The organism is Rhodococcus spongiicola, assembly GCF_004011835.1.
GTDB classification, from domain to species: domain Bacteria; phylum Actinomycetota; class Actinomycetes; order Mycobacteriales; family Mycobacteriaceae; genus Prescottella; species Prescottella spongiicola.
On record NZ_RKLN01000002.1, the window covers coordinates 586851 to 611681 of the forward strand.

General features: G+C 66.7%; 20 protein-coding genes. 12 read left to right on the plus strand and 8 right to left on the minus strand.

All coding sequences use genetic code 11. The features are described 5' to 3' along the window. The first annotated feature begins 325 nt into the window (after positions 1 to 325). From EF834_RS07415 to proB, 5 genes are all read left to right on the plus strand, one after another. On the plus strand, positions 326 to 3670 hold the full coding sequence (locus EF834_RS07415; protein ID WP_127946542.1) for a translation initiation factor IF-2 N-terminal domain-containing protein: 3345 nt from the start codon (positions 326 to 328) through the stop codon (positions 3668 to 3670). A 265-nt stretch (positions 3671 to 3935) separates the two neighbouring features. After that, the gene (gene rplU / locus EF834_RS07420) at positions 3936 to 4247 is read left to right on the plus strand and encodes a 50S ribosomal protein L21 (RefSeq protein ID WP_127946543.1); all 312 of its coding nucleotides are present in this window, start codon (positions 3936 to 3938) and stop codon (positions 4245 to 4247) included. Between the two features lie 64 nt (positions 4248 to 4311). Then, a complete protein-coding gene (rpmA, locus tag EF834_RS07425) occupies positions 4312 to 4575 on the plus strand; it encodes a 50S ribosomal protein L27 (RefSeq protein WP_127946544.1) in 264 nt (87 codons plus the stop codon). Positions 4576 to 4789: 214 nt separating this feature from the next. After that, positions 4790 to 6250 (plus strand): GTPase ObgE, encoded by a 1461-nt coding sequence (gene obgE / locus EF834_RS07430; protein WP_127946545.1) that lies wholly within the window; start codon positions 4790 to 4792, stop codon positions 6248 to 6250. After that, complete coding sequence (gene proB / locus EF834_RS07435; protein ID WP_127946546.1) at positions 6247 to 7347, plus strand: glutamate 5-kinase; 1101 nt, start codon at positions 6247 to 6249, stop codon at positions 7345 to 7347. Before obgE ends, proB begins: the two co-directional genes overlap by 4 nt. Positions 7348 to 7387: 40 nt before the next feature. On the opposite strand, the gene EF834_RS07440 is transcribed toward proB, so the two are convergent. Then, on the minus strand, positions 7388 to 8206 hold the full coding sequence (locus EF834_RS07440) for a Sir2 family NAD-dependent protein deacetylase (RefSeq protein WP_127946547.1): 819 nt from the start codon (positions 8204 to 8206) through the stop codon (positions 7388 to 7390). A gap of 222 nt (positions 8207 to 8428) precedes the next feature. Between EF834_RS07440 and EF834_RS07445 the strand changes: the two genes are divergently transcribed. Then, a complete protein-coding gene (locus tag EF834_RS07445) occupies positions 8429 to 10255 on the plus strand; it encodes a YhgE/Pip family protein (RefSeq protein ID WP_127946548.1) in 1827 nt (608 codons plus the stop codon). A 325-nt stretch (positions 10256 to 10580) separates the two neighbouring features. Here EF834_RS07445 and ectB read toward each other — a convergent pair whose 3' ends face one another. The 7 genes from ectB to EF834_RS07480 all read right to left on the minus strand — a co-directional run bounded on the left by ectB (position 10581) and on the right by EF834_RS07480 (position 19190). After that, positions 10581 to 11849, minus strand: coding sequence for a diaminobutyrate--2-oxoglutarate transaminase (ectB, locus tag EF834_RS07450; RefSeq protein WP_127946549.1), 1269 nt, complete (start codon positions 11847 to 11849; stop codon positions 10581 to 10583). Beyond that, positions 11846 to 12382, minus strand: a complete 537-nt coding sequence (gene ectA, locus EF834_RS07455; protein WP_127946550.1) for a diaminobutyrate acetyltransferase — start codon at positions 12380 to 12382, stop codon at positions 11846 to 11848. Before ectA ends, ectB begins: the two co-directional genes overlap by 4 nt. A gap of 132 nt (positions 12383 to 12514) precedes the next feature. Then, the gene (locus EF834_RS07460; protein ID WP_127946551.1) at positions 12515 to 14611 is read right to left on the minus strand and encodes a RecQ family ATP-dependent DNA helicase; all 2097 of its coding nucleotides are present in this window, start codon (positions 14609 to 14611) and stop codon (positions 12515 to 12517) included. Between the two features lie 128 nt (positions 14612 to 14739). After that, positions 14740 to 15198 carry a GNAT family N-acetyltransferase gene (locus tag EF834_RS07465; protein ID WP_127946552.1) on the minus strand — a complete coding sequence of 153 codons (459 nt, stop codon included), beginning with the start codon at positions 15196 to 15198 and terminating at the stop codon, positions 14740 to 14742. A 100-nt stretch (positions 15199 to 15298) separates the two neighbouring features. Further along, positions 15299 to 16186 carry a ribokinase gene (locus EF834_RS07470; protein WP_127946553.1) on the minus strand — a complete coding sequence of 296 codons (888 nt, stop codon included), beginning with the start codon at positions 16184 to 16186 and terminating at the stop codon, positions 15299 to 15301. 71 nt (positions 16187 to 16257) lie between these two features. Then, complete coding sequence (locus EF834_RS07475) at positions 16258 to 17703, minus strand: MFS transporter (RefSeq protein ID WP_127946554.1); 1446 nt, start codon at positions 17701 to 17703, stop codon at positions 16258 to 16260. A gap of 98 nt (positions 17704 to 17801) precedes the next feature. Continuing rightward, entirely contained in the window at positions 17802 to 19190 is a 1389-nt protein-coding gene (locus tag EF834_RS07480; RefSeq protein ID WP_127946555.1) for an amino acid permease, read from the minus strand. A gap of 82 nt (positions 19191 to 19272) precedes the next feature. Between EF834_RS07480 and EF834_RS07485 the strand changes: the two genes are divergently transcribed. The 6 genes from EF834_RS07485 to EF834_RS07510 all read left to right on the plus strand — a co-directional run bounded on the left by EF834_RS07485 (position 19273) and on the right by EF834_RS07510 (position 24791). After that, positions 19273 to 20556, plus strand: coding sequence for a glutamate-5-semialdehyde dehydrogenase (locus EF834_RS07485; RefSeq protein ID WP_127946556.1), 1284 nt, complete (start codon positions 19273 to 19275; stop codon positions 20554 to 20556). Positions 20557 to 20575: 19 nt separating this feature from the next. Beyond that, a complete protein-coding gene (locus EF834_RS07490) occupies positions 20576 to 21478 on the plus strand; it encodes an AAA family ATPase (protein WP_127946557.1) in 903 nt (300 codons plus the stop codon). A gap of 13 nt (positions 21479 to 21491) precedes the next feature. Further along, positions 21492 to 22934: a vWA domain-containing protein gene (locus EF834_RS07495; RefSeq protein WP_127946558.1), complete on the plus strand. Its 1443-nt coding sequence runs from the start codon at positions 21492 to 21494 to the stop codon at positions 22932 to 22934. Between the two features lie 79 nt (positions 22935 to 23013). Beyond that, positions 23014 to 23709, plus strand: coding sequence for a nicotinate-nucleotide adenylyltransferase (gene nadD, locus EF834_RS07500; protein WP_235871062.1), 696 nt, complete (start codon positions 23014 to 23016; stop codon positions 23707 to 23709). Beyond that, complete coding sequence (gene rsfS / locus EF834_RS07505; protein ID WP_127946559.1) at positions 23710 to 24129, plus strand: ribosome silencing factor; 420 nt, start codon at positions 23710 to 23712, stop codon at positions 24127 to 24129. Continuing rightward, positions 24126 to 24791, plus strand: coding sequence for a histidine phosphatase family protein (locus EF834_RS07510; protein WP_127946560.1), 666 nt, complete (start codon positions 24126 to 24128; stop codon positions 24789 to 24791). The genes rsfS and EF834_RS07510 overlap by 4 nt, the downstream gene beginning before the upstream one ends. The last annotated feature ends 40 nt before the right edge of the window (positions 24792 to 24831 follow it).

Sequence of the window (24831 nt, forward strand, 5' to 3'; positions counted from 1 at the left end):
TTTTGCTCCACGCGGATCCGATCGGATGACACCACGGCGCGAAGCCCGTCATCGCTGCCCCACAGGTACGGAAGAAATCCTTCCACGTGCGGCACGCTGGATGATCAGGCGCTCGCTTCGTGAACGGTCAGGCGCTCGCGCCGTGGATCGCCGCCATCCTGACAGGCACCGCGCGATTTTGTAGTGATAACGGCACTGCGAAGTACGTGGAGCGAGACCATACAATCTCGTACCTCGGTGCGAGTACACAACGATCGCCCCCGCGTGGCCGCGTCGTATCCGAATACCAGACGGACGGACGCGCCCGGGGGCTCGAGGAGAATACGTGGCCGAACAAGCGCCGCCCGACAACGTGCAGGAACCGATCGCGGAAGCGACGGTCGACCCGAGTACCGCCCCGGTACTCCCCGAGAAGATACGCGTCCATGCGCTGGCGAAGTTATTGGGCGTGACCAGCAAGCAGGTCCTTGCCGAGGCTGCCGCGCTGGGAACTGAGCTGCGCAGCGCACACTCCAGTCTGCAGCGCGAGCTCGCCGAGCGAATCCACCTGGTGGTGTCCGGTGCCGTCGAGCCCTCCCCGGAACCGGAGAGCCCGGTAGCAGAGGCCCCGGTCGACGAGGCCCCAACCGACACCGCCGCGGACACGGCGGTCAAGGCCGCGCCCCGCAAGCGCACACGCAGGAAGACGGTCCCTGAGGCGGAGACCGCGCCCGAACCGGACATCCCAGCCGAGATCGGCGTCAACCCCACGGACGCTGTCGTCGAGACGAGACAGGAAGCCGACGCGCTCGGACCATCCAGCGCCGGCCTGTTCACCGACACTGAGTCCGATGCCGGCCAAGCGCCGGAGTCCCCGCCTGCCACGGCCACGGCCGCCATGGCGGCGCCCCTGTTTCTGCAGCCCGAGCCGGTGGTGGCCGAGCCTGCGCCGCGTCGTCGCGGCCGCCGCGGCGCCCCAGCTGCAGAACCGACCGACGAGCGGCACGCCGAGGCGACCGAGGAAACAACCTCCGCCCCCGCAGAGGAAGCTACGGGCTCGGCTGGATCGGCCGAAGCCGTGCCAACCGAAGCCGCGCCAGCCGAAGCTGCGTCAACCGAAAGCGAGGGAGGCGACCAGCAGCGTCGTCGTCGTCGGGGGCGGCGTGGTCGCGGCCGCGGCCGAGGTGAACAGCCCGCCGAGGGCACCGAGTCGGGCGCGAGTCAGGAGAGCCCTGCCGATGGCGCGGTCGCTGCCGAGGGCACCACAGAGACCCGGGACTCGCAGCCCGCAGGTGAGCACACGGAGAGCAGCACCGAATCCAGCTCGGAGACCGAGTCCGGAGAGGCCGAGCAGGACGAGTCGGAGCAGGGCGCCGACAGCACCAGTCGGCGCCGGCGCCGGCGTCGGCGCCGCAAGGGCGGCGCCGAGGGCGGCGACATCGCGGCGGACGACGATCCGCCGAACACCGTCGTACACGAGCGGGAGCCGCGCAACAAGGCCCGCGCCAAGGACGAGGTCCAGGGGATCAGCGGATCCACACGCCTCGAGGCGAAGCGCCAGCGCCGCCGGGATGGTCGTGACGCCGGCCGCCGCCGCCCACCGATCCTGAGCGAATCGGAATTCCTGGCGCGCCGAGAATCGGTCGACCGCGTGATGGTCGTGCGCGAGAGGGTGGGCGGTGCCAATCCGGCGGCGTCGACCCAGGTCGCAGTTCTCGAGGACGGCGTCCTGGTCGAGCACTTCGTGACGGGTTCGTCGTCCGCGTCGATGGTCGGCAACGTCTATCTCGGCCGCGTACAGAATGTGCTCCCCAGCATGGAGGCGGCGTTCATCGACATCGGCCGTGGTCGCAACGGCGTCCTGTACGCCGGTGAGGTCAACTGGGAAGCTGCCGGTCTCGGCGGCAAGGAACGCAAGATCGAGCAGGCGCTCAAGCCTGGCGATCAGGTGCTGGTCCAGGTCAGTAAGGACCCACTGGGCCACAAGGGTGCTCGGCTGACCACGCAGATCAGCCTCGCCGGCCGCTTCCTGGTGTATGTGCCCAAGGGCAATTCCACGGGCATCAGCCGCAAGTTGCCCGACACCGAGCGCAAGCGACTCAAGGAGATTTTGCGCGAGATCGTCCCGGCCGACGCCGGCGTGATCATTCGGACGGCGTCCGAGGGCGTCAGCGAGGAAGAACTGTCACGCGATGTGAATCGCCTGCAGACGGAGTGGACGAGGATCCAGGAGCAGGCCGACAAGGCGCAGGCGAAGGGGAATGGAAACCCCCAGGTGCTCTACGAGGAGCCCGACCTACTCGTCAAGGTCGTGCGGGATCTGTTCAACGAGGACTTCTCGAAACTCGTCATCGAGGGGGAGAAGGCGTGGAGCACCGTCGAGGCATACATCGAGAACGTGGCTCCGGACCTGCTGCCGCGGGCCACACGCCACGACCCTGCGCCCGGCACACCCGACGTCTTCGAGACGCACCGTATCGACGAGCAACTCGCGAAGGCACTCGATCGCAAGGTGTGGTTGCCGTCGGGAGGCACACTCGTGATCGATCGCACCGAGGCTATGACCGTCATCGACGTGAACACCGGTAAGTTCACCGGTTCCGGTGGCAACCTCGAGGAGACCGTCACACGGAACAACCTCGAGGCCGCCGAGGAGATCGTGCGACAGATGCGCCTGCGCGACATCGGCGGCATGATCGTCGTCGACTTCATCGACATGGTCCTCGAATCCAATCGCGACTTGGTCCTGCGCCGCCTCACCGAGGCACTGAGCCGGGACCGCACGCGCCACCAGGTCTCCGAGGTCACCTCCCTGGGTCTGGTCCAGATGACCCGCAAGAAACTCGGCACCGGCCTGGTGGAGGCGTTCTCCACCACATGTGAGCACTGCCACGGACGGGGCATCGTCGTGCACAGCGACCCCATCGAGACGAAATCGGGGGACGAGGGCCGAGGCCAGGCCAAGGAGTCGGGCTCTCGAAAGAAGCGCGGTCGGGACCGGGCGACTGCGGCTGCCCAGGAACCGGCGACCAACGGTCAGCACGCTCACCCGACTCCGGAGGAAGCAGCCGCGGACGCGTCCGTCAAGCGGGCACACCCGGTGGCGCTGGCGATGGCCTCACACCACGCGGACGACAACGTGGAGGAGACCGAGTCGGACGCCGCGAAGGTCGACTCGGATGCTGTGAAGGCCGAGGTTGCGCAAGTCGCGGTCGAGCAGGCTGAGGGCGAGCAGGCTGAGGCAGACCAGGCTGAGGTCGGGAAGTCCGAGGCAGAGCCGGCTGAGGTCGGGAAGGCTGAGGTCGGGAAGGCTGGGGGCAGGAAGGCTGGGGGCAGGAAGGCTGGAGGCAGGAAGGCTGGGGCAGAGGAGCGCGAATCCGCTACGCGCGAATCCGCTACGCGGGAACCCGAGCCCGAGGCAGCGCCGGTACCGCGGTCGCGACGGCGGAGTCGGCGGGTGTCGCGGGCGGCGGCAGCGCCGACGAGTGAGGTGCCCGAGTCGGGCACGGTGTTCGTGATCCCCGTATCGGAGCCGACTTCGCAGCCGATGGGCGATCGTGACGTCGAATCCCAGGCTCCGCCCGCACCGTCGGAGGCACGCAACGATGGCGATCTGCAGGTTGCCCGCCGGCCCCGTCGTCGCCGTGCCGCGGCACGTCCCGCGGGCCCGCCGACGGACACCGAGGCCTGATGGAATCGTGGCAGTTCGCCGCCCGCGGAGGGCGTGGCGGTGAGCTGTCACTACCGCGGGGCAACGCGATGGCCCAGTTTGACCCTGACGGTCGCCGTCCCGTAATCTTGACCGGTCGCTACCCGGCGATATCGCTCTGCTGCGCCCGATTCGGGCCTACATCGGGCGCGCAAGGGGTAGCCGCCTTACCAGACCAGTCGCGCAGCATCGAAGGCCTCACGGCAGCGGCGCGAGCACGTTCGAATTAGCAAGGGGTAGCCGTCCGATGGCAACGTACGCGATCGTCAAGACCGGCGGAAAGCAGTACAAGGTCGCTGTTGGTGACCTCGTCAAGGTCGAGAAGATCGAGGGTGAGCCCGGCACCGCTGTCTCGCTTGCCCCGGTTCTCGTGGTCGATGGCTCCAAGCTGACCACCGACGCCGACAAGCTGGCGAAGATTTCCGTGACCGGTGAAGTCGTCGAGCAGACCAAGGGACCGAAGATTCGGATCCACAAGTTCAAGAACAAGACCGGCTACCACAAGCGCCAAGGTCACCGGCAGAAGCTGACGGTCCTCAAGGTCACCGGCATCAAGTAGCTCGAGTTTCTACTGAGACAGCTTCTACCGATACAGCTTTTCCGATTCCTGGGAGGGATTCGACATGGCACATAAGAAGGGTGCATCCAGCTCCCGTAATGGTCGCGACTCGAACGCGCAACGACTCGGCGTGAAGCGTTTCGGCGGCCAGTCCGTCAACGCCGGCGAGATCCTCGTCCGTCAGCGCGGCACCCACTTCCACCCCGGCGTCAACGTCGGTCGTGGCGGTGACGACACCCTGTTCGCTCTTGCGGCGGGTGCCGTCGAGTTCGGCACCAAGCGCGGGCGCAAGACCGTGAACGTCGTTCCGGTCGCGGCAGAGGCCTAAGTCTGCTGCCACCGACGGTCCGGACTCGATGACGAGTTCGATTCCGTTCCGATCTCCCAGTAGGGGCGGGCGAGGGTCTCGAAACCCTCGCCCGCCCCTACTGTTGTTTCATCCATCGTGCGTCTTGTCCGGCACACTGTGTATCACCCAGGGCACTTGCTGGAAGCGCCCGGAAGACGCCCGGAAGTACTGACTGAGGAAGGATCCGGCAGTCATGTCCCGATTCATTGACCGCGTGGTGCTGCACGTCAGCGCCGGAAAAGGCGGCAATGGTTGCGCGTCCGTGCACCGCGAGAAGTTCAAGCCGCTCGGGGGTCCGGACGGCGGCAACGGGGGGCGCGGCGGGAATGTCGTGCTCGAGGTGGACCGCAACGTCCACACCCTCCTCGACTTCCACTTCCATCCGCGAGCGAAGGCGACCAACGGTGCACAGGGCATGGGTGGCAACCGGGAGGGCGCCAACGGCTCAGATCTGATCCTCAAGGTTCCCGACGGCACCGTCGTCCTCGACGGACGGGGTCGGGTTCTCGCCGACCTCATCGGCATCGGGACTCGATACGTCGCGGCTCGCGGTGGCCGGGGTGGCCTCGGCAATGCGGCACTCGCATCCAAGGCGCGCAAGGCTCCTGGCTTCGCTCTGCTCGGTGAGGCGGGGGAGGACCGCGACCTCGTCCTCGAACTCAAGTCGGTGGCCGACGTCGGACTGGTCGGTTTTCCATCCGCCGGCAAATCGTCGCTCGTATCGGTTCTGTCGGCCGCCAAGCCGAAGATCGCCGACTACCCGTTCACGACCCTCCAGCCCAACCTCGGAGTGGTCTCGATCGGCGACACGACGTTCACCGTCGCGGACGTTCCCGGGCTCATTCCCGGCGCCAGCCAGGGCCGCGGCCTGGGCCTGGACTTCCTGCGGCACCTCGAGCGCTGCGCGGTACTCGCGCACGTCGTCGACTGCGCAACGCTCGAGCCCGGCCGGGATCCGATCTCCGACGTCGACGCCCTCGAGGCCGAGTTGGCGGCCTACCAGCCCGCACTCGAGGGTGACACCGGTCTCGGCGATCTGGCGGATCGTCCGCGCATCGTGATCCTCAACAAAGCCGATGTGCCGGAGGCCGCGGAACTGGCCGAGATGGTCACGCCCGATTTCGCCGAACGTGGGTGGCCGGTGTTCACGATCTCGGCGGTGAGCCGAGACGGTTTGCGCCCCTTGACCTTCGCGCTCGCGAAGCTGGTGGCGGACTATCGTGAATCGCATCCGCCGGCGGCCCCCAAACGTCAGGTGATCCGCCCCATCGCGGCCGACGAGGACAGCTTCAGCGTCGTCGCCGATCCGGAGAATCCGGGCGGGTTCATCGTGCGGGGCGCACGACCCGAGCGATGGGTGCAACAGACTGCGTTCGACAACGACGAGGCCGTCGGTTACCTCGCCGACAGACTGGCGCGCCTCGGCGTCGAGGACGAGCTCGTCAGGCAGGGTGCCGAGCCCGGCGCGTTCGTCACGATCGGTGACGTCGGATTCGAATGGGAGCCACAGACTCCCGCGGGTGTCGATGTCGTCCGGACGGGTCGCGGCACGGACGCCCGACTCGACCAGGTCGAGCGGATCGGCGCGTCCGAACGCAAGCATGCCCGCCGCGTCCGTCGTGGGCTCGACAACACGGATACCGAAGACCAGTGAGCGAGATCAGGGCTGCGATCGCCTCCGCGCGCAGCGTCGTCGTCAAGATCGGATCCTCGGCAGTCACGAGCATGGTCGGTGGGCTCGATCTCGGACGGTTGAACCTCTTGGCCGATGCCCTCGAGGCGCGTATGCGGGCCGGTTCGGACGTCGTCGTGGTGTCCTCAGGGGCCGTGGGCGCCGGGCTGGCACCGCTCGGGTTGACCCATCGGCCAAGGGATCTGGCAACGAAGCAGGCAGCGGCGAGTGTCGGCCAGCTGGCCCTGGCGCACGCGTGGGGTACGTCCTTCGCGCGATACGGGCGCACCGTCGGTCAGGTGCTTCTCACCGCCGACGACATCGCCCGTCGCACGCAGCATCGCAATGCGCAACGCACCCTCGACCGGCTGCGCGCGCTGCACGCGGTGGCGGTCGTGAACGAGAACGACACCGTCGCAACCACCGAACTGCGCTTCGGCGACAACGATCGACTCGCCGCACTCGTCTCGCACCTCGTGGGCGCGGACGCCCTCGTGCTGCTGTCCGATGTCGACGGGCTGTACGACGGTGATCCCCGAAAGGGCGGGGCCACACTAATTCCCGAGGTCAACAGTCCCGAGGATCTCGATGGTGTGGTTGCCGGGTCCGGGGGAGCGCTCGGTACCGGTGGCATGGCATCCAAGCTGTCGGCGGCGCGGTTGGCGGCAGATTCGGGGGTGCCGGTGCTGCTCGCGGCCGCATCGGACGCCGCGACGGCGCTGGCGACGGCCGATGTCGGCACGGTGTTCGCCGCTCGGCCGCACCGGATGTCGGCGCGCAAGTTCTGGGTGCGGCACGCCGCGGACACGCAGGGCGCGATCCACTTGGATGCGGGAGCTGTGAGCGCGGTCGTGGAGCGACGGCGGTCGCTCCTGCCGGCCGGCATCACCCAGGTCGTGGGCCGCTTCTACGGCGGCGACGTGGTTGCACTCGTTGCTCCGGACGAGCGTCCCGTGGCGCGAGGCGTCGTCGCGTACGACTCGACCGAGATCGAGGACATGCTCGGTCGTTCGACGAGCGAGTTGCCAGCGGACATGCAACGTCCGGTCGTCCACGCGGACGATCTGGTCACGCTGTAGTTCTGGTCACGCCGTCGTTCCGGTCACGCTCTAGGCGAGGTCAGGCGGGCAGGGCGGCCTCGAGTTCCACGAGAACCTCGGAACTGCCGAGCTCAGCCTTGATCGTCGCGTACTTGTCGCCGCGGGTTGCGCCCCGGTTGACGATGACGATCGGCTTGCCATCGCGAGCGGCGCGGCGGACGAACCGCAGCCCCGACGTCACGGCGAGTGAGGAACCGACGACCATCAGGGCGTCGGTCTCGGCCAGCATCTGGAAGCCGGCCTCGACACGCGACTTCGGGACGCTCTCGCCGAAGTAGACGATGTCAGGTTTGAGTATGCCCCCGCACCGGTCGCAATCGACCGTGCGGAAGTCGTTGGTGCGCTCGACGATTGCGTCGGCGTCGGGCGCAATCTCGACCCCGGTGGTCACGGCCATCGACTCGGCGAGGCCGGGGTTCGCGGCGTCGAGGCGTTCGGCGAGGGTCATCCGCGATATCCGGTGTTCGCAAGCGAGACAACGTACCTGAGCGTATGTCCCGTGCAGGTCGATGACGTGGCGGCTGCCGGCCTTGGTGTGCAACAGGTCGACATTCTGGGTAATCACCCCGTGCACCACGCCGGTGCGTTCGAGCCCTGTCAGGGCGCGGTGGCCGGGGTTGGGGCGGGCGGCGTCAATGTAACGCCAGCCGAGGTGATTTCGGGCCCAGTAGTGGCGGCGGAACGCCGCGTCGCCGACGAATTGCTGGTAGGTCATCGGGCTTCGTGGTGGTGAGTCGGGTCCCCGGTAGTCGGGGATACCGGAGTCGGTGGAGATTCCAGCCCCGGTGAGCACGCTCAGGCGCCTGCCGTCGAGCACTTCGAGTATCCGGTCGATCACCCACCCCAGGGTAGGCCCGTTTCCGTCGTCCGGGCCGTCGCTGCTGCACCCCGATCGGGTGTACCGATTCGGAGTGTCGAAGTTGCATCACGGGCATTTTGCCGGAAACGCCCACCTCGATGGATTTTGTTCTCTATCGTGACTAACTCGATACATGTCAATCGCCGGGTGGTGCTTTCGTGCGCCATCCGCGCTCCCGTTCCTTCGACGAGAGAGCAGTCAATGGATTTCTCTACCGGCTTCCCCGGTAGGCCCGGCGCGTCCGCGCGTCGGCCTCACACCGTTCGGTCGATTCTGGCCATCCTCGTGATCGCCCCTCTCGCGATCGCCGCCTTCTACATGTGGGCTCTGTGGAATCCGGGTGACACCGTCAACCGGCTCCCAGTGGCGATCGTGAATTCGGACGTGGGCGCCGAGGTCGACGGCACTCCGCTCGAGGTGGGCGACGAAGTAGTCGCGGCGCTGGTCGAGAGCGGTGACGTCGACTGGAAGGTGGTTACTGCCGAGCAGGCGCGGGAGGGCGTCGACGACGGTACCTACTACTACTCGGTCGTGATCCCGGAGACGTTCAGCGCGGACGTCGCCAGCGCTGCGACCGGGGACGGACGCAAGGCCAAGCTCGAAGTCGTCTACAACGACTTCAACAGCCTGGTCGCGACGCCGGTCGGGGAAAGTGTCATTGCGCAGGTGCGGTCCGCTGTGTCGGAGTCCGTCGGCGAGCAGTCTGTGGACGAGGTCCTTATCGGTCTCGGCGAGCTCGGCGAGGGCTTCGGTGAGGCGGCAGCCGGTGCCCAGGAACTCTCGGACGGTGCGAGCGAGGCCCTGGCGGGTGCCAACGAGGCGTACGCAGGAAGCCAGGAACTCGCTGCCGGCGCCGTTGAACTGTCGGCGGGAGCGGACCAGGCTGCGGCGGGCTCGGGTGAGCTGAGTGCAGGTATGAATGAGCTCGTCGAAGGCACCGATCTGCTCGGCGACGGAGCTCGCCAGATCAGTGAGGTCGTCGACATGGTTACCGGCCCGATCTTGAGCGTTATGGGGGAGCAGGGCGACATCGCCGCTCAGCTCGTCGAACTGCGTGATGGCGCTCGTGAGTTGGCGTACCAGCTCACCGATCCCTCGAGCGACTACCGCGGCGGAGTGCTCGCCGCTACTGCCGGTGCAGCGGAGCTCGACGCGGGTCTGGGCGAGTTGGCGGCCGGCGCGCAAGAGCTGAGGGCCGGTGCCGGTGAACTCTCGTCCGGACTGGGACAGCTCGCGACCGGAATGGGGCAGCTCGACTCCGGCAGCGTCGAACTTGCGGTTGGGCTCACCGAGGGCGTCGCGCAGGTGCCGCAGTTCACCGAGGAGCAGCGCCTCACCACCGCGGGACTGTTGGCTTCGCCGGTCGCTGTTGATGAGGTATACGCCTATCCCGCGGCCGGGTTCGGTCCGGGCGCGGTACCGGCTGTGATGTCGGTGTTGCTGTTCCTGGTCGGCATCCTGATCTGGTTCGTCGTCCGCCCGCGTCGTGGGCCGGTCCGGCAGCTGCACGACGGCGTGATCCAGGAGGGTCTGCGTCGGTACCGGATCCCCGCCGCCGTCGCCCTGGTCGCCGCGCTGGTGGCGTCGGTGGTGTCCCTCGTCGTCGCCGACGTCGACCCGCCGAGTGTCCTGGCGATGATCGCCGTCATGATCCTCGTCGGTGCCGCCGCTGTCGCGGCCGGGCGTGTCTTCACCGTTGTGCTCGGCGCGGTGAACGGAACCTTCGTGGCGCTGGGTGCCTTGATGATCCAGATCTTCACGTTCGGTGCGGTCTACCCGATCGAGCAGCTGCCGGCGCCGGTGCAGTGGATCCATTCACTGATGCCGCTGACGTGGGCACACAACTCGATGCGCATGGTGCTCGTCGGGTACTACGGGCCGCGCTTCTGGATCGTGGTCTTCGCTCTCGCTGCACTCGTCGTTGGTGCGGCGGCCTTCACCATCTGGTGGCGGCGCAGGCAGGAACCCGAGGTCGAAGATGTGGAGCCGTTGCCGGAACCGTCTCCGGAACTGGAGACCGTGGGCTGAGGTGAACCTGGTCTGAGATCGGACCGGGGCCCGGGTCGATCCGGGTTCACGCGGCCGCCGCAACATTCTCGATACGAGAGGTTGCGGCGGCCGTCTCGTATCCGGACTGTCGTGTCCGGACTGTCGTGTCCGGACTGTCGTATTCGGTCTAGCGGGCACCGGTCTTCCAGACACGCGGCTACTCGGCCGGGTATCCCGGTCGAGTAGCCGCATGGTCTACCGTGATCTGCCCAGCATGTGGACCGATCCGGACTGGATGATGCTCTCGCGGAAGGAGAATCCGACGCCGCCGCCAGGAAGGCTGTCGAGATGGATGCCGAGCGGCTCAGGCCAGAGTCTTGGCGGTGGCCTCGGCGAGAATGCTCAGCCCGTGGTCCAGTTCCGCATCGGTGATGGTGAGCGGCGGAAGCAGTTTCACCACCTCGTCCGAGGGACCGGAGGTCTCGGCGAGCAGGCCTTGCTCGAATGCCATTCTGCAGACGGTGACCGCCCTGTGGGGTTCGTCGAATGCCAGTCCCCGGACCATGCCGCGGCCGCGGGTGCTGACGCCGTCGAACGCGTCGGCAAGGTTGGACAGGACCTCGTTGATGCGTTCACCCTTGGCGAGGGTCTCGATCTGCAGTCGGTTGTCGGACCAGTAGTGGTTCAGTGCCGTGGTTGCGGTGACGAACGCGGGGTTGTTGCCGCGGAAGGTGCCGTTGTGCTCGCCCGGACCCCACAGATCGAGTTCGGGCTTGAACAGCGTCAGCGCCAATGGCAGACCGTAGCCGCCGATGGACTTGGACAGCGTCACGATGTCGGGGGTGATACCTGCGACCTCGAACGAAAAGAACGGACCGGTCCGGCCGCAGCCCATCTGGACGTCATCGACGATCAGTAGCATGTCGTGACGCTTGCACAGGTCAGCCAGTGCCCGAAGCCATTCGGGCCGAGCCACATTGACGCCACCCTCGCCCTGCACGGTCTCGACGATGACGGCGGCGGGCTGGTTCAGGCCGCTGCCACCGTCATCGAGGACCCGCTCGAACCACTGGAAGTCCTCGCTCACTCCACCGAAGTAGTTGTCGAACGGCATCGGGGTGGTGTGCACCAGCGGTATGCCGGCACCGGCACGTTTCATCGAGTTGCCGGTCACCGACAGCGCACCCAGCGTCATACCGTGAAAAGCGTTGGTGAAGCTGATGATCGATTCTCGGCCGGTCACCTTGCGGGCGAGCTTGAGGGCTGACTCGACGGCATTGGTTCCGGTGGGGCCGGGGAACTGCACCTTGTAGTCCAGCGCGCGGGGGTCGAGGATGTTGCGCTTGAAGCTCTCGAGGAATTCGCGCTTGGCGACGGTGGACATGTCCAAGCCGTGGGTGATTCCGTCGTTGGTGATGTACTCGATGAGCGCCCTTTTCATCACGGGGTTGTTGTGCCCGTAGTTGAGGACGCCCGCGCCCGCGAAGAAGTCGAGATATTCACGTCCGGACTCGTCCCGGATCCATGCGCCCGATGCCGTTTCGAAGACAGTCGGCCAGCTGCGGCAGTAGCTCCGCACCTCGGATTCGAGGGATTCGAAGATGCTGGTCTCTATGGTCTCGACGGTGGTCATGAGGGTCCTTCCTCAGGAAGTGGCGAGATGATGTAGAGATCCTCGGCTTCGTGGCTGTCGGGAAAGTCTTTCGGGGAGAAGAGTTCTTGCCTGGTGATGGTGCATCCACGTCGATGTGCGACGGATGTGAACAGTGCAATCGATGCAGTGTTGTCGGGGCTGATCGTGGTCTCCAACGCCCAGACGCCCTGAAGTGCGACGTGGTCCATCAGACTTGTCAGCATTCTTCCCGCCAGCCCGTGCCCGCGCTGGTCCTCGTCCACGGCGACCTGCCAGATGAACAGGGTCGCGGGTACCTCGGGGCGCACATAGCCAGTAACGAATCCGACTGCCCGGTCGTTCACGGTGGCGACGATCGAGGTGTCCCGAAAATCTCTGCACCACAGCAGGTACGAATAGCTCGAGTTGAGGTCGAGCACCTGCGTGTCTTTGGCAATCTCCCAGAGCCGGACTCCGTCTGAGATATCTGGTTTACGGAACTTCACCGCGTCCGGCGCGGTGGTCGGGGTAATTCTAGGTTGTGTTGGCGTCATAACGATTGGCGTCCTCGACAATCGAACGTAACAAGCGGGCCTTCGGATTTCACGGTCGTGACGAAATCGACCGTGGGAGACCGTGTGCTGGCGCAGGTGGGAGCCAGAATGTGATGCTTGTCACATTCCGTATCATCTGGGGGTGGCGAGGGCGAAAGGAAGGACTGCGGGAGCCCCTGCCTTGCGAATCGACCGTGCCGCCATCGTCAGAGTCCAACCCGAGTCGGTGACCGCGTCCAGAAGTAGGACCGGCCGGTCGAGTCCGGACAGGTCGGGGGTCTCCCACGCATCGACCAAGCCCGCGACGCGGTATGCGGAGTTCGCCGTGGACGGCGGTGGATGGCCGGGTCGTTCGCGGAGGTCCCCCAGGTCGGAAAGACGCCCCACACGCGCGAGGCGTGAGGTGAGCGAGCGCATCAATGCTGGGTGGGTTGGCGACTCGACGCACATCACCGAACCAGGGCGCTCGGCCCAGTCCCACGCCGCGAGCACCTTGACGCAGGCATCGACGATCGCATCCGGCGCCGGGGCGTCGGCCCCGCCGACCAGCGTGCGCAGCCGCTGCCCCCAGCCGAGATCCGACAGCCGGCCCAGAACTCGGCCGAGCTCTGGGCCGTCGGTGATCTTGCCGGACAAGCCGACACCCAACTTTGCCATTCCGGTGGGCCACTGTTTACGTGCTGGAAGATCGATGCCTGGCCGGTCGAGCCGTCGTTGCGTGTCCGCGACCGTCTCCGCAGTGACATCACTGTTGTACTTCGGGCCCGTGCAGTTGTCGCACCGTCCACAGCGGCTGTCGCCGTCGAGGCCAGGGTCGTCGAGCTGTCGCCGCAGAAACGTCATTCGGCACTCATCGGTACGCGCGTATTCGAGCATCGCCTGCTGCTCGGCCGAGCGCGCCGCCTCGAGCCGGCCGTAACGATCCGTGTCGTACGTCCACGGCTGTCCCGTCGAAACCCAGCCGCCGCGGACGCGCCGGACGGCGCCGTCGACGTCGAGGACCTTCAGAACGAGTTCGAGGCGGGTACGGCCCAGTTCGACAAGTGGTTCGAGTGCCATCGTGGATTGGGGGCGTTCGGTATCGAGGACGTCGATCACCTTGCGGACGATGTGCTCGCGGGGGAACGACACCGAAGCGAAGTAGCTCCAGATCTGCTGATCCTCGGACCCCGGGAGTAGCACCACCTCGGCTCGGTCGGTGGCGCGTCCGGCGCGGCCCACCTGCTGGTAGTACGAGATGGGCGACGACGGCGCGCCCACGTGGACGACGAATCCGAGGTCGGGCTTGTCGAAACCCATGCCCAGTGCGGACGTTGCGACCAGTGCCTTGACCCGGTTGTTCAGTAGGTCGTTCTCGAGGACCTCCCGCTCTGCAGAGTCGGTTTGGCCCGTGTACGCGGCCACCTGGTGTCCGCGATCGGCGAGCAGACTCACCAGGTCTCGCGCGGCGGACACCGTGAGCGTGTAGATGATGCCGGAACCGGGGAGTTGGTCGAGGTGTTCGGCGAGCCACGCCGCGCGCTGGGTCGCGTCCGCGATGCGCACGACGGCCAGATTCAGCGAGTCGCGCTCGAGCGTGCCGCGCAGGACGAGGGTCTCGGTTCCCCCGACTCCGAGCTGGGTGGCGACGTCGGAGACGACGCGGTCGTTGGCGGTCGCGGTGGTCGCGAGCACGGGAATACCCTCTCCGAGATCCTCGACAAGGGTGCGAATACGCCGATAGTCGGGCCGGAAGTCGTGTCCCCAGTCGGAGACGCAGTGCGCCTCGTCGACGACGACCAGTCCCGCGTCGGCGGCGAGGGACGGGAGCACTTGATCGCGGAAGTCGGGGTTGTTGAGTCGCTCGGGACTGACCAGCAGAACGTCCAGCTCACGCGCCGCGACGCGCTGGTGGATCTCGTCCCACTCGGTGACGTTGCCGGAGTTGATCGTCGCGGCGTGTACACCTGCCCGCTCGGCGGAGGCCACCTGGTTCCGCATCAGTGCGAGCAGAGGCGAGACGATCACCGTCGGGCCGTGTCCGCGGGACCGGAGCAGCTTCGCGGCGATGAAGTAGACCGCCGATTTGCCCCAGCCCGTGCGCTGGACGACCAGGGCCCGTCGGCGTCCGACGACGAGTGCTTCGATCGCCGTCCACTGGTCCTCACGCAGTCGAGCGTCCGAGCCGGCGAGCACCCGGAGCAACCGTTCGGCCTCATCGCGGAGATCTGCTGTGGTCGCCGTCGTCATGGGTCCATCGTGCCCGAGACCGCCGACACCCCTGGGATATCGACTGCAATCTCGACGGCCCGGAATCTCGACGGCCCGGAATCTCGACGGCCCGGAATCTTGATGGCCCGGAATCTTGATGGCCCGGATCAGCCGGTCGGACGTCCCATGTGCAGGGTCGGGAACGGTCGCCCGCCCGAGTCGGTAGCGGAGCGGCTCAGCGTGACGAACCCGTGGTACTCATAGAACGCGACGGCCTGAGGGTTCTGCTCGTTGACGTCGAGAACAAGGTCGGAATGGTCGGCGATTGCGCGTCCGAGCAGTGCGGCCCCGACACCTCGCCCCCGATACCTGTCGTCGACGAACAGCATTTCCAGGGAACCGTCGGCGAGTCCGGAAAAACCTGCCGGTATCCCGTCGAGCTCGGCCACGGTTACGTCGACGGCGGGCAAGTAGTCGCTCACCATCCGTGACTCGTGGAAGTCGACGTCCTCGCGAGTGAGGAAGTCGTGTGTCGCCTCGACCGCGCTGCGCCAGATGCGGACGAGTACGGGCCACTCATGCTCGCCGAGGCACGGACGCAGCACCGGATCGCGCGATGTGCTCATGGCGTGGACCGTACGGGCGTCGGCTGTGGGTGCCAACTCGTTTTCTGCCAACTCGTTTCTGCCAACTTGTTTTCTCGGGGGGCCAACCCTTTTTGGGGTGTCACGCCTGCTTGCGCAGCAAAGCCTCGATCTCGGGGCGCGTCGGAGATGCGGAACTTGCTCCGGGACGCGTGGTAGCTAGCGCACCGGCCGCGCATGCGAAGGCCAAGGCGTCGCGAGGGCCCCGATTCCAAACGGACGGATTCCACACGGACGCGAGCGCTCCGGCGAAGGCATCGCCCGCGCCGGTTGTGTCGACCGAGTCGACGATGGGGGAGCCGACGTGCAGGCGCTCGCCGTCGGGTCCGCGATAGCGTGCACCGGTGGCACCCAGTGTCGTCACGACATGCGGTACTGCGTCGAGCGTGCCCTCGCCGAGCTGCTCTTCCTCGGTTTCGTTGACGATCAGGACCTCGACCACTTCGAGGAGCGCCGGTGGAAGAGTTTGTGCTGGTGACGGATTGAGCATGACAGTTGTGTTGGACCGGGCCGCGTGCTGGGCCGCAGTCGTCACTGTGTCGAGCGGAATCTCCAACTGGCACAACAGGACATCGGCACCGGTAAGAGCTTCGAGATCGTCGTCGGTGAGTCCGATGACACGGGAATTTGCGCCCGAGACCACGACGATCGAGTTCTGTCCGTCGCCGTCGACGGTGATCGTGGCAATACCGCTGGGACCGGCTACTTCCCGCAGATGTTCGCTGTCGACCTCCGCGTCCACGAGAACTTCTCGCAACTCGAGCGCGAACGTATCGTCTCCGACCGCGCCCACGAACACGACGTCCGCCCCGGCCTTCGCGGCCGCGATCGCCTGGTTGGCCCCCTTACCGCCGGGCGTCGTTGTGAACGACGTCCCGAGGACCGTCTCGCCGGGCGTGGGCAGTTGCGGGGCCGTGGCAACCAGATCCATGTTGATGCTGCCGACAACCAGGATGCTGAGTGCGGACATGCCCTGACACTAGGCGGATCGGGGCATGCACGCACACAGATTCGTGCAGCCTATCGGGGCCGGTAGCGGCGTCAGCTTTCCGAGCGCGGGGGATGACCCGATCTTCCGTTGTGGTGCAGCACCTCGACTGCCTCTTCCCGGGTGGCCACCGAGGGCGGGCTCCCGCGCAGGGGCCTGCGTGCGGTCTCGGGGATGAGGAGGACCGCGACGCCACCCAAGACCGCCGCGATCATCATGTACATAGGGGCGACCAAGTGGCTTCCGATCGCCTCTTGCAGTGCGGTCATCACGAGCGGCGTCGTCCCGCCGAACAGTGCGGCCGAGACGTTGTAGCCGATCGCGACGCCGCTGTAGCGCACCCCGGTGGGGAAGAGCGCGGGAAGCGTCGAGGGAAACACGCCGACGAACAGCAGCAGCAGGCACCCGAGGATGAGCAGACCCAGGAAGATCGTCACGTATGAGCCCAGTCCGATCAGCAGGTATGCGGGCACCGAGAGCACGAAGAATCCGATGCAACCCGCGAGCAGCAGGGGTTTTCGTCCCACGATGTCCGAGAAGCGTCCGACGAAGGTGATGGCGGCCATCATCAGGACCATCACGACGACCATCAGGACCAGGCCGTGGCTCTCGTCGTAGCCGAGAGTGGCCGACAGGTAGGTCGGCATGTAGGTGAGCAGTCCGTAGTCCGTGATGTCGTACGCCGCGACCAGGACGATGCACAGCACCAGCGGGCGCCAATTGGTCACGAAAGTCTCGCGCAGGCGCCCCGGCGCCGACAGGGAGGATTCGGCGACGCTCTCCGCTGCCTCGAACTTCTGGAAGGCTGGAGTTTCTTCGATGCGGATTCGCAGGTAGACGCCGATTGCGCCGATCGGTCCGGCGACGAGGAACGGAATGCGCCACGCCCAGTCGACGAGTGCTTCGTCGCTCACCGACGCAGCGATGAGCGTGACGAGCCCTGCGGCGGCCGCGAAGCCCGCAAGCGTGCCGAACTCCAGGAAGCTCGCCAGGAACCCGCGACGCTTGTCGGGCGCGTACTCGGCGATGAACGTACTGGCGCCACCGTACTCGCCGCCGGTCGAGAATCCTTGCAGCAGACGAAATACGACCAGGAGGATCGGCGCCATGATGCCGATCGATTCGTAGCTCGGGATCAATCCGATCGCAAAGGTGCTGCACGCCATCATGATCATCGTGGTGGCGAGGACCTTCTTGCGGCCGATCCGATCGCCGAGCGGGCCGAAGTACAATCCGCCGAGTGGTCGGACGATGAACGCCGCGGCGAAGATCCCGAATGTGGACATGAGCTGCGCGGGGCCACTCGCGTCTGGGAAGAAGACTCGGCCGATCGTGGTGGCCAGGTACGCATATACGCCGAAGTCGAACCACTCCATGGCGTTTCCGAGCATGGTGGCCATGACCGCCCGCTTGACGGCGGCGCCGTCGGTCACCGTGACCTCGGTGGACGCGAGCACCGGATCGTTCTCGGCGGTCGGCGGGGGGTCTGGTGTTGTCATGGCTGCGCTCCCCAGCGCTCTGCGGCGCGGTGCCCAGGACTCTCCACCGAGAGTAGTCCCCCGGCAGCCTGCCGAACTTCGAGTTCCGGAACGAAACGTCAGTACCGAGACGACGCGCGCCCCAGCAGCGCGTAGTAGCCGGCGCTCACCATGACACCGAACACTGCGCCGACGACCAGCGCGATCCGTCCCGCGTCGCTGTAGAACAACAACACGACGACGGACGCGAGGAATGCCAGTGTGGTCCAGGTGGTGTACGGCGCGCCCGGCAGTCGGTAGTCGGACGCCGGCAGCGCGCCGCGGTTGACGAGCCGCCGGTAGCGGAGGTGGCAGACCAGGATCACGCCCCACACGAAGATGATTCCGACCGTGGAAACCGAGGTGATGTAGATGAAGGCACGGTTCGGCGAGAGCACATTCACGATCACTCCGATGACCATCACACCGGTGGACATGGTGATTCCCGCGTACGGCACATGTCGGCTGCTGAGCCTGGCCAGCGGTGCGGGCGCCTCGCGGCGCAGCGACAGACTGCGGAGCATCCGGCCCGTCGCGTAGATGCCCGAGTTGCACGACGACAGTGCGGCGGTCAGCAGGACGAAATTCATGATTCCCGCCGCGGCGGGAATGCCGATCTGCTCAAGTACCTCGACGAAGGGGCTCTTGCCCGCATGGAAGTCCCGCCAGCTTGCGACCGACAAGATCACGATCAGCGACCCGATGTAGAACAGGCCGATCCGGAACGGCAGGGTGTTGATCGCCTTCCTGAGTGTCCGCCGGGGATCCTTCGCCTCGCCGGCAGTGACCCCGACGAGTTCGACTCCCACGTACGCGAACAGCACCACCTGCAGAGTCATCAGTGCGCTTCCGAATCCGTTCGGGAACACACCGCCGTCGGCCCACAGGTTCGTCACGGTCGGGTTCGTCGCGTGTCCGAAGCCGAGGGTCAGGACGCCGATGCCGATCAGGATCATGCCGACGATCGCGGTGATCTTGATCGAGGAGAACCAGAACTCCGTCTCGCCGAACAGTCGCACCGAGACGAGGTTTGCGCTGAACAGCACGAACAGGACCACGAGTGCGGTCAGCCAGGTCGGGATGCTCGGCCACCAGTACTCGACGTACTTGCCCGCCACCGTGATCTCGGCCATACAGGTGGCCGCCCCCATCGCCCAGTACGCCCAGCCGGTGGCGAATCCGAAGAACCGTCCCAGGAACTCCTCGGCGTATTCGCCGAAACTGCCCGAGATCGGCCGATAAGTGAGCAATTCGCCGAGGGCGCGCATGATGACGAACATCGCCAGGCCTGCCACCAGGTAGACCAGGATGAGGGAGGGGCCAGCCTCCGCGATGGCCCCGCCGGCGCCGTAGAACAGGCCGGTCCCGATCGCGCCGCCGATTGCGATCATCTGCACCGTGCGGGCGTTGAGTCCGCGGCTGTATCCCTCTTCGGAGGGGGCCGTGCGGATCGTCTCGTGTTGCGACACCGGCTGTCTCCTTACCGGCGGTGAGTGACCAGTGCGATTATGCGCCTCAATCGGTTGTCGAGCCGGTCGCTAACCTGTAGGCATGACCGCCGCGACGCCTACCACACCGGCCGTGAGTGACTCCGGGGACGTCCGCCAGGAGGTGCACGACGCCGCCCTTCGAGCGCGCGTCGCGTCCCGTGCTCTGGCGCTGCTCACCACCGCGCGCAAGGATGCAGCACTGCACGCTGCCGCGGATGCAGTGCTCGCCGCCGCCGACGCAGTCCTATCGGCGAACGCTGAGGACATCGAGGCGGCCCGCGCGTCGGGTACCGAGGAGTCCCTGCTCGACCGCCTGCGTTTGACCCATGCGCGCATCGAGGGCATCGCATCGGGTCTGCGTCAGGTCGCCGGCCTGGCCGATCCGGTCGGAGAGATCGTCCGGGGTTCGACGCTGCCGAACGGCCTCGAGATCCGTCAGGTGCGGGTCCCGCTCGGCGTGGTCGGCATGGTGTACGAAGCGCGCCCGAACGTCACGGTCGATGCTTTCGGCCTCGCCCTCAAGTCCGGCAACGCGGCACTGTTGCGCGGGTCGTCGTCTGCGGCGCGCTCCAATGCCGCGCTCGTGAAGGCGCTCCGGGCGTCCCTCGTAGCACAGGGCCTGCCCGAGGACGCCGTCCAACTGCTGCCCAGCGCCGATCGCTCCAGCGTCACCCACCTGATCCAGGCCCGGGGACTCGTCGACGTGGTCATCCCGCGCGGTGGTGCCGGACTGATCAATGCGGTGGTTCGGGACGCGACCGTGCCCACGATCGAGACCGGTGTCGGCAACTGCCACGTCTACGTCCATGCCGCCGCTGATCTCGAGATGGCCGAGAAGATCGTCATCAACGCCAAGACCCGCCGCCCCAGCGTCTGCAACACAGCCGAGACGGTGCTGGTCGACGCCGCGATCGCCGAGACCGCGGTCCCGCAGTTGCTCCAAGCTCTGCAGATGCACAGCGTCACGGTGCACGGCGATCTGCCCGGCCTGGTGCCGGCCACCGAGGAGGATTGGTCCGAGGAATACCTGACCCTCGACATTGCGCTTAAGGTCGTGGACGGCATCGACGAGGCGGTCGCCCACATCGATCGGTACGGTACCGGGCACACCGAGGCCATCGTCACCGCCGACTTGTCGGCCGCCAAGGAGTTCACTGCTCGGGTCGATGCCGCCGCGGTCATGGTCAACGCCTCGACCGCGTTCACCGACGGAGAGCAGTTCGGATTCGGTGCGGAGATCGGGATCTCCACACAGAAGCTGCACGCCCGCGGCCCCATGGGGCTGGGCGAACTCACCTCGACCAAGTGGACCGTCTGGGGAGACGGCCATACCCGACCTGCCTGACGGCCCGAAAGGAGTGAGTGTGGACCGGGCATTACCGACCGCACCCCCGCTGTTCGCGAGCGTCGACGACGTCGTCGATCGTCTCGCCGAGACTGGATACCTGTCCGACAAGGCGACCGCGACCGCGGTCTTCCTCGCGGACCGGCTCGGCAAGCCGCTGCTCATCGAAGGTCCCGCTGGTGTCGGCAAGACAGAACTGGCCCGTGCCGTCGCGCAGACGTCCGGCGCCGAGATGGTGCGCCTCCAGTGCTATGAGGGCGTCGACGAGTCCCGCGCGCTGTACGAGTGGAACCACGCGAAGCAGATCTTGCGCATCCAGGCCGGAGCGGCAGGTAATGGACACGGCGGCGGGGACGGTTGGGACGCAACCAGGCAGGACGTGTTCTCGGAGGAGTTCCTCCTGCCGCGGCCGCTGTTGACCGCGATCCGTCGTGACGACCCGACGGTATTGCTCGTCGACGAGGTCGACAAAGCCGACGTGGAGATCGAGGGTCTGCTACTCGAGGTCCTCAGCGACTTCGCGGTGACCATCCCCGAACTCGGCACGATCACCGCATCCCGCAAGCCGTTCGCAGTCCTGACGTCGAACGCGACCCGGGAACTGTCGGAGGCGCTCAAACGGCGCTGTTTGTTCCTGCACCTCGACTTCCCGGACGCCGAACTCGAGCGTCGCATCCTCGCGAGCCGGGTGCCCGAGCTTCCCGAGGCGGTCGCCGAGCAACTCGTCCGCACGGTGGGCGTGCTACGTGGCATGCAACTCAAGAAGGTTCCGTCCGTGTCCGAGACGATCGACTGGGGTCGCACGCTGCTCGCGCTCGGTCTGGACACACTCGACAACGATGCGGTGCACGCAACGCTGGGCGTCGTGCTCAAGCATCGTGCCGACCAGCAGCGTGTCGCTGCCGAGCTGCGTCTGAACTGAGAGGGTCGAACCGATGGTCTCCTCGCCCGTGCGTCGCAACGGTCCGCCCGCCCCGTATGGGCTCCCCGGGCACCTCGTCGATTTCGTCGAGGCTTTGCGGCGTCGCGGCATCCCGGTCGGGCCATCCGAGACAGTCGACGCCGGGCAGGTGATGGTGGTCCTGGACCTGCTCGACCGAGAGGCACTCCGGGAAGGGTTGGCCTGCGCGCTGCTCCGCCGCCCGACCCACCGCGCCACGTTCGACGCCCTGTTCAACTTGTGGTTCCCCGTCGGCATCGGCGTCCGCGACGACGGAGACGCCGACCAGCCGCTGCCGCGCACGCCGGACGGTGACATCGATTACGAGGCGTTGCAGGCGATGCTCGCCGAGTTGCTCTCCGACGACTCGCCCGAGGCGCTCGCGCAGCTCGAGGATCTCGCCGCTCGGATGGTCGAGGAGATCGGACAGTACGAGTCCAGGAACGGACCGGCGTTTTCCGCTTATCAGGCGCTGCGCAACGTGCCACCGGACAATCTGCTCGAGAAGATCCTCTCCGGTCTGCTCGGCAACCAGCCGAGCGAGGACAAGCCCGGCGGTGACTACGCCTCCGAGGTGGCCAGGCGCGGCGCGATCCAGCGGATCATGGATTTTCGCAAGATGATCGAATCCGAGACGCAGCGAAGGTCCGCCGAGCTCGTCGGCAAGGAACGGGTCGCGAACTACGGGGTGCCGAAACTGGCCGAGGAGGTCGACTTCCTGCGGGCGTCCGACTCCGAACTCGTGGCACTGCGACGCAGCGTCACCCCGCTGGCGCGGCTGCTCGCGAGCCGCCTGGCGGTGCGGCGAAGCCGTGCTCGTGCGGGTGCGGTCGACCTGCGCCGCACGCTCCGCAAGTCCATGTCGACTGGCGGCGTTCCCATCGACCTGGTGCAGCGCAAGCCGCGTCCGGCTCGACCCGAGCTGGTTCTGCTGTGCGACGTCTCCGGGTCGGTCGCTGGATTCTCGCACTTCACGCTGCTGCTCGTGCATGCGCTTCGGGAACAGTTCTCGCGCGTGCGGGTCTTCGCGTTCATCGACAGTACGGACGAGGTGACCCGGTTCTTCGAGTCCGGTTCCGATCTGGGTGTGGCGATGTCCCGAATGATCCGGGAGGCGGAACTGATCACCTACGACGGTCACTCGGACTATGGGAACGCGCTGGGCGTGTTCGCCGAACGGTACGCGCACAGCCTCACGAACCGCAGCTCGCTGCTCGTACTCGGCGACGGGCGCAACAACTACCGCGATCCCGCGTTGCCGACCCTCGAGCATCTCGTGTCCGTCGCCAAGCACGCCCACTGGCTCAACCCCGAGCCCCGCGGACAATGGGGAACCGGGGACTCGGCAGCGCTCGTCTACAACGAGGTGATCGACATGCACGAGTGCAGATCCGCCCAGCAACTCGCCGCGGTAGTCGCCGGATTGCTGCCTGTGTGAGTCACTGCCACGAGAGACCGTAAGCTGGATCCCCGTGCAGCAGCCGACGCAGAACACCCCCCGGCGCCGCCTCGGCGTGATGGGTGGAACCTTCGATCCCATCCACCACGGTCACCTCGTGGCGGCTAGCGAGGTCGCGGATCGGTTCGCTCTCGACGAGGTGATCTTCGTCCCGACCGGACAGCCTTGGCAAAAGGGCGAGCGGCATGTCAGCTCCCCTGAGGACCGCTACCTGATGACGGTCATCGCCACTGCTTCGAATCCGAGGTTCTCCGTCAGCCGGGTCGACATCGACCGGCACAAGGTCACGTACACCGTCGACACACTGCGCGACCTCCGGGCTCAGCACCCGGACGCCGACCTGTACTTCATCACCGGCGCCGACGCGCTCGAGAGCATCCTGTCGTGGCAGGACTGGGAGGAGCTGTTCGGACTCGCGAAGTTCGTCGGTGTCTCCCGCCCCGGCTACAAGTTGCACACCGAGCATCTCGTGTCGCATCTCGAGCAGCTGCCTGCCGACGCGGTTCACCTGATCGAGATCCCGGCCCTGGCCATCTCTTCGACCGACTGCCGTCGGAGGGCCGCCGAGAACCGGCCCGTCTGGTATCTCGTCCCGGACGGCGTCGTGCAGTACATCAGCAAGCGCAATCTGTACCGGGCAAGCGGCGTAGCCCGGCCCGATGGCGCGGTCTCGATGTCCGAGCCGGCTCCGGCGAGACAGGACGGCGCCCAACCACCACAATCGACAACACCAGCAGAACCGGGAGAACACTGAGTGAGCGCTTCGAACGAGGCCATTGCCTTGGCACGCAACGCCGCACTGGCGGCCGACGAGAAGTTGGCCTCCGACGTGGTGGTGCTGGACGTTTCGGAACAGCTCGTGATCACGGACTGCTTCGTCCTCGCCTCTGCGCCCAACGAACGCCAGGTCAACTCGATTGTCGAGAACATCGAGGACAAGCTGCGCGAGGCCGGGCACAAGCCGGTGCGTCGAGAGGGCACCCGAGAGGGGCGGTGGGCGCTGCTCGACTACGTCGACGTCGTCGTCCACGTCCAGCACACCGATGAGCGCAACTTCTACGCCCTGGATCGGCTGTGGAAGGACTGCCCGGAGATCCCCGTCGAGGGCATCGAGCAGCGGAAGCTGCAGACCGGCACCGAGTCGGTGAGCGAGGCGGAGGAGCCGGGACTGTGAGAGCGGCCGAGTCCGGGTCGGCAGCCAGGCGGCTGATCCTGTTGCGCCACGGGCAGACCGAGTACAACGCCACGAACCGGATGCAAGGACAGCTCGACACCGCGCTGTCCGATATGGGGCGCGCGCAGGCGAAGACAGCCGCGCAGGCCCTCGCCGAAAAGCGTCCGTTCGCGATCGTTGCATCCGATCTGCGGCGCGCACACGACACCGCGCTCGCACTCGGCGACCACGCCGGGCTTGCCGTCGAGACCGACAGGCGGCTCCGGGAGACGCATCTCGGAGACTGGCAGGGGCTCACCCACACTGACGTCGACGCGATCTCACCCGGCGCGCGAGCCCAGTGGCGCGCTGATGCCGAATGGGCGCCACCGGCAGGGGAGAGCCGCGTCGACGTCGCTGCCCGCAGCCTTCCGGTCGTGCAGGAATTGCTCGACCGGCACGAAGGGTGGGGATCGGAGCCGCTAGTGCTCGTGGCGCACGGCGGCCTCATCGCCGCGTTGACCGCGCGGTTGCTCGACCTGCCGGTGGATCGGTGGCCGGTACTCGGGGGACTCGGGAACACCAGCTGGGTGCAGCTCAGCGGACATCGGGAAGGTACGGAACAAGCATGGCGGTTGGATGTATGGAACGCGTCGGCGAGCGTGGCCAGTGAAGTCCTCTGACGGCTCGGCCGCCGCGAAGTCCTCTGACGGCTCGGCCGCC

Bases quoted from the DNA above. Each gene is read 5' to 3' on its own strand.
- rplU (WP_127946543.1), top strand. From the start codon at position 3,936: ATGGCAACGTACGCGATCGTCAAGACCGGCGGAAAGCAGTACAAGGTC.
- rpmA (WP_127946544.1), top strand. From the start codon at position 4,312: ATGGCACATAAGAAGGGTGCATCCAGCTCCCGTAATGGTCGCGACTCG.
- obgE (WP_127946545.1), top strand. From the start codon at position 4,790: ATGTCCCGATTCATTGACCGCGTGGTGCTGCACGTCAGCGCCGGAAAA.
- EF834_RS07445 (WP_127946548.1), top strand. From the start codon at position 8,429: ATGGATTTCTCTACCGGCTTCCCCGGTAGGCCCGGCGCGTCCGCGCGT.
- ectB (WP_127946549.1), bottom strand. From the start codon at position 11,849: ATGACCACCGTCGAGACCATAGAGACCAGCATCTTCGAATCCCTCGAA.
- ectA (WP_127946550.1), bottom strand. From the start codon at position 12,382: ATGACGCCAACACAACCTAGAATTACCCCGACCACCGCGCCGGACGCG.
- EF834_RS07460 (WP_127946551.1), bottom strand. From the start codon at position 14,611: ATGACGACGGCGACCACAGCAGATCTCCGCGATGAGGCCGAACGGTTG.
- EF834_RS07465 (WP_127946552.1), bottom strand. From the start codon at position 15,198: ATGAGCACATCGCGCGATCCGGTGCTGCGTCCGTGCCTCGGCGAGCAT.
- EF834_RS07470 (WP_127946553.1), bottom strand. From the start codon at position 16,186: ATGTCCGCACTCAGCATCCTGGTTGTCGGCAGCATCAACATGGATCTG.
- EF834_RS07475 (WP_127946554.1), bottom strand. From the start codon at position 17,703: ATGACAACACCAGACCCCCCGCCGACCGCCGAGAACGATCCGGTGCTC.
- EF834_RS07485 (WP_127946556.1), top strand. From the start codon at position 19,273: ATGACCGCCGCGACGCCTACCACACCGGCCGTGAGTGACTCCGGGGAC.
- EF834_RS07495 (WP_127946558.1), top strand. From the start codon at position 21,492: ATGGTCTCCTCGCCCGTGCGTCGCAACGGTCCGCCCGCCCCGTATGGG.
- nadD (WP_235871062.1), top strand. From the start codon at position 23,014: ATGGGTGGAACCTTCGATCCCATCCACCACGGTCACCTCGTGGCGGCT.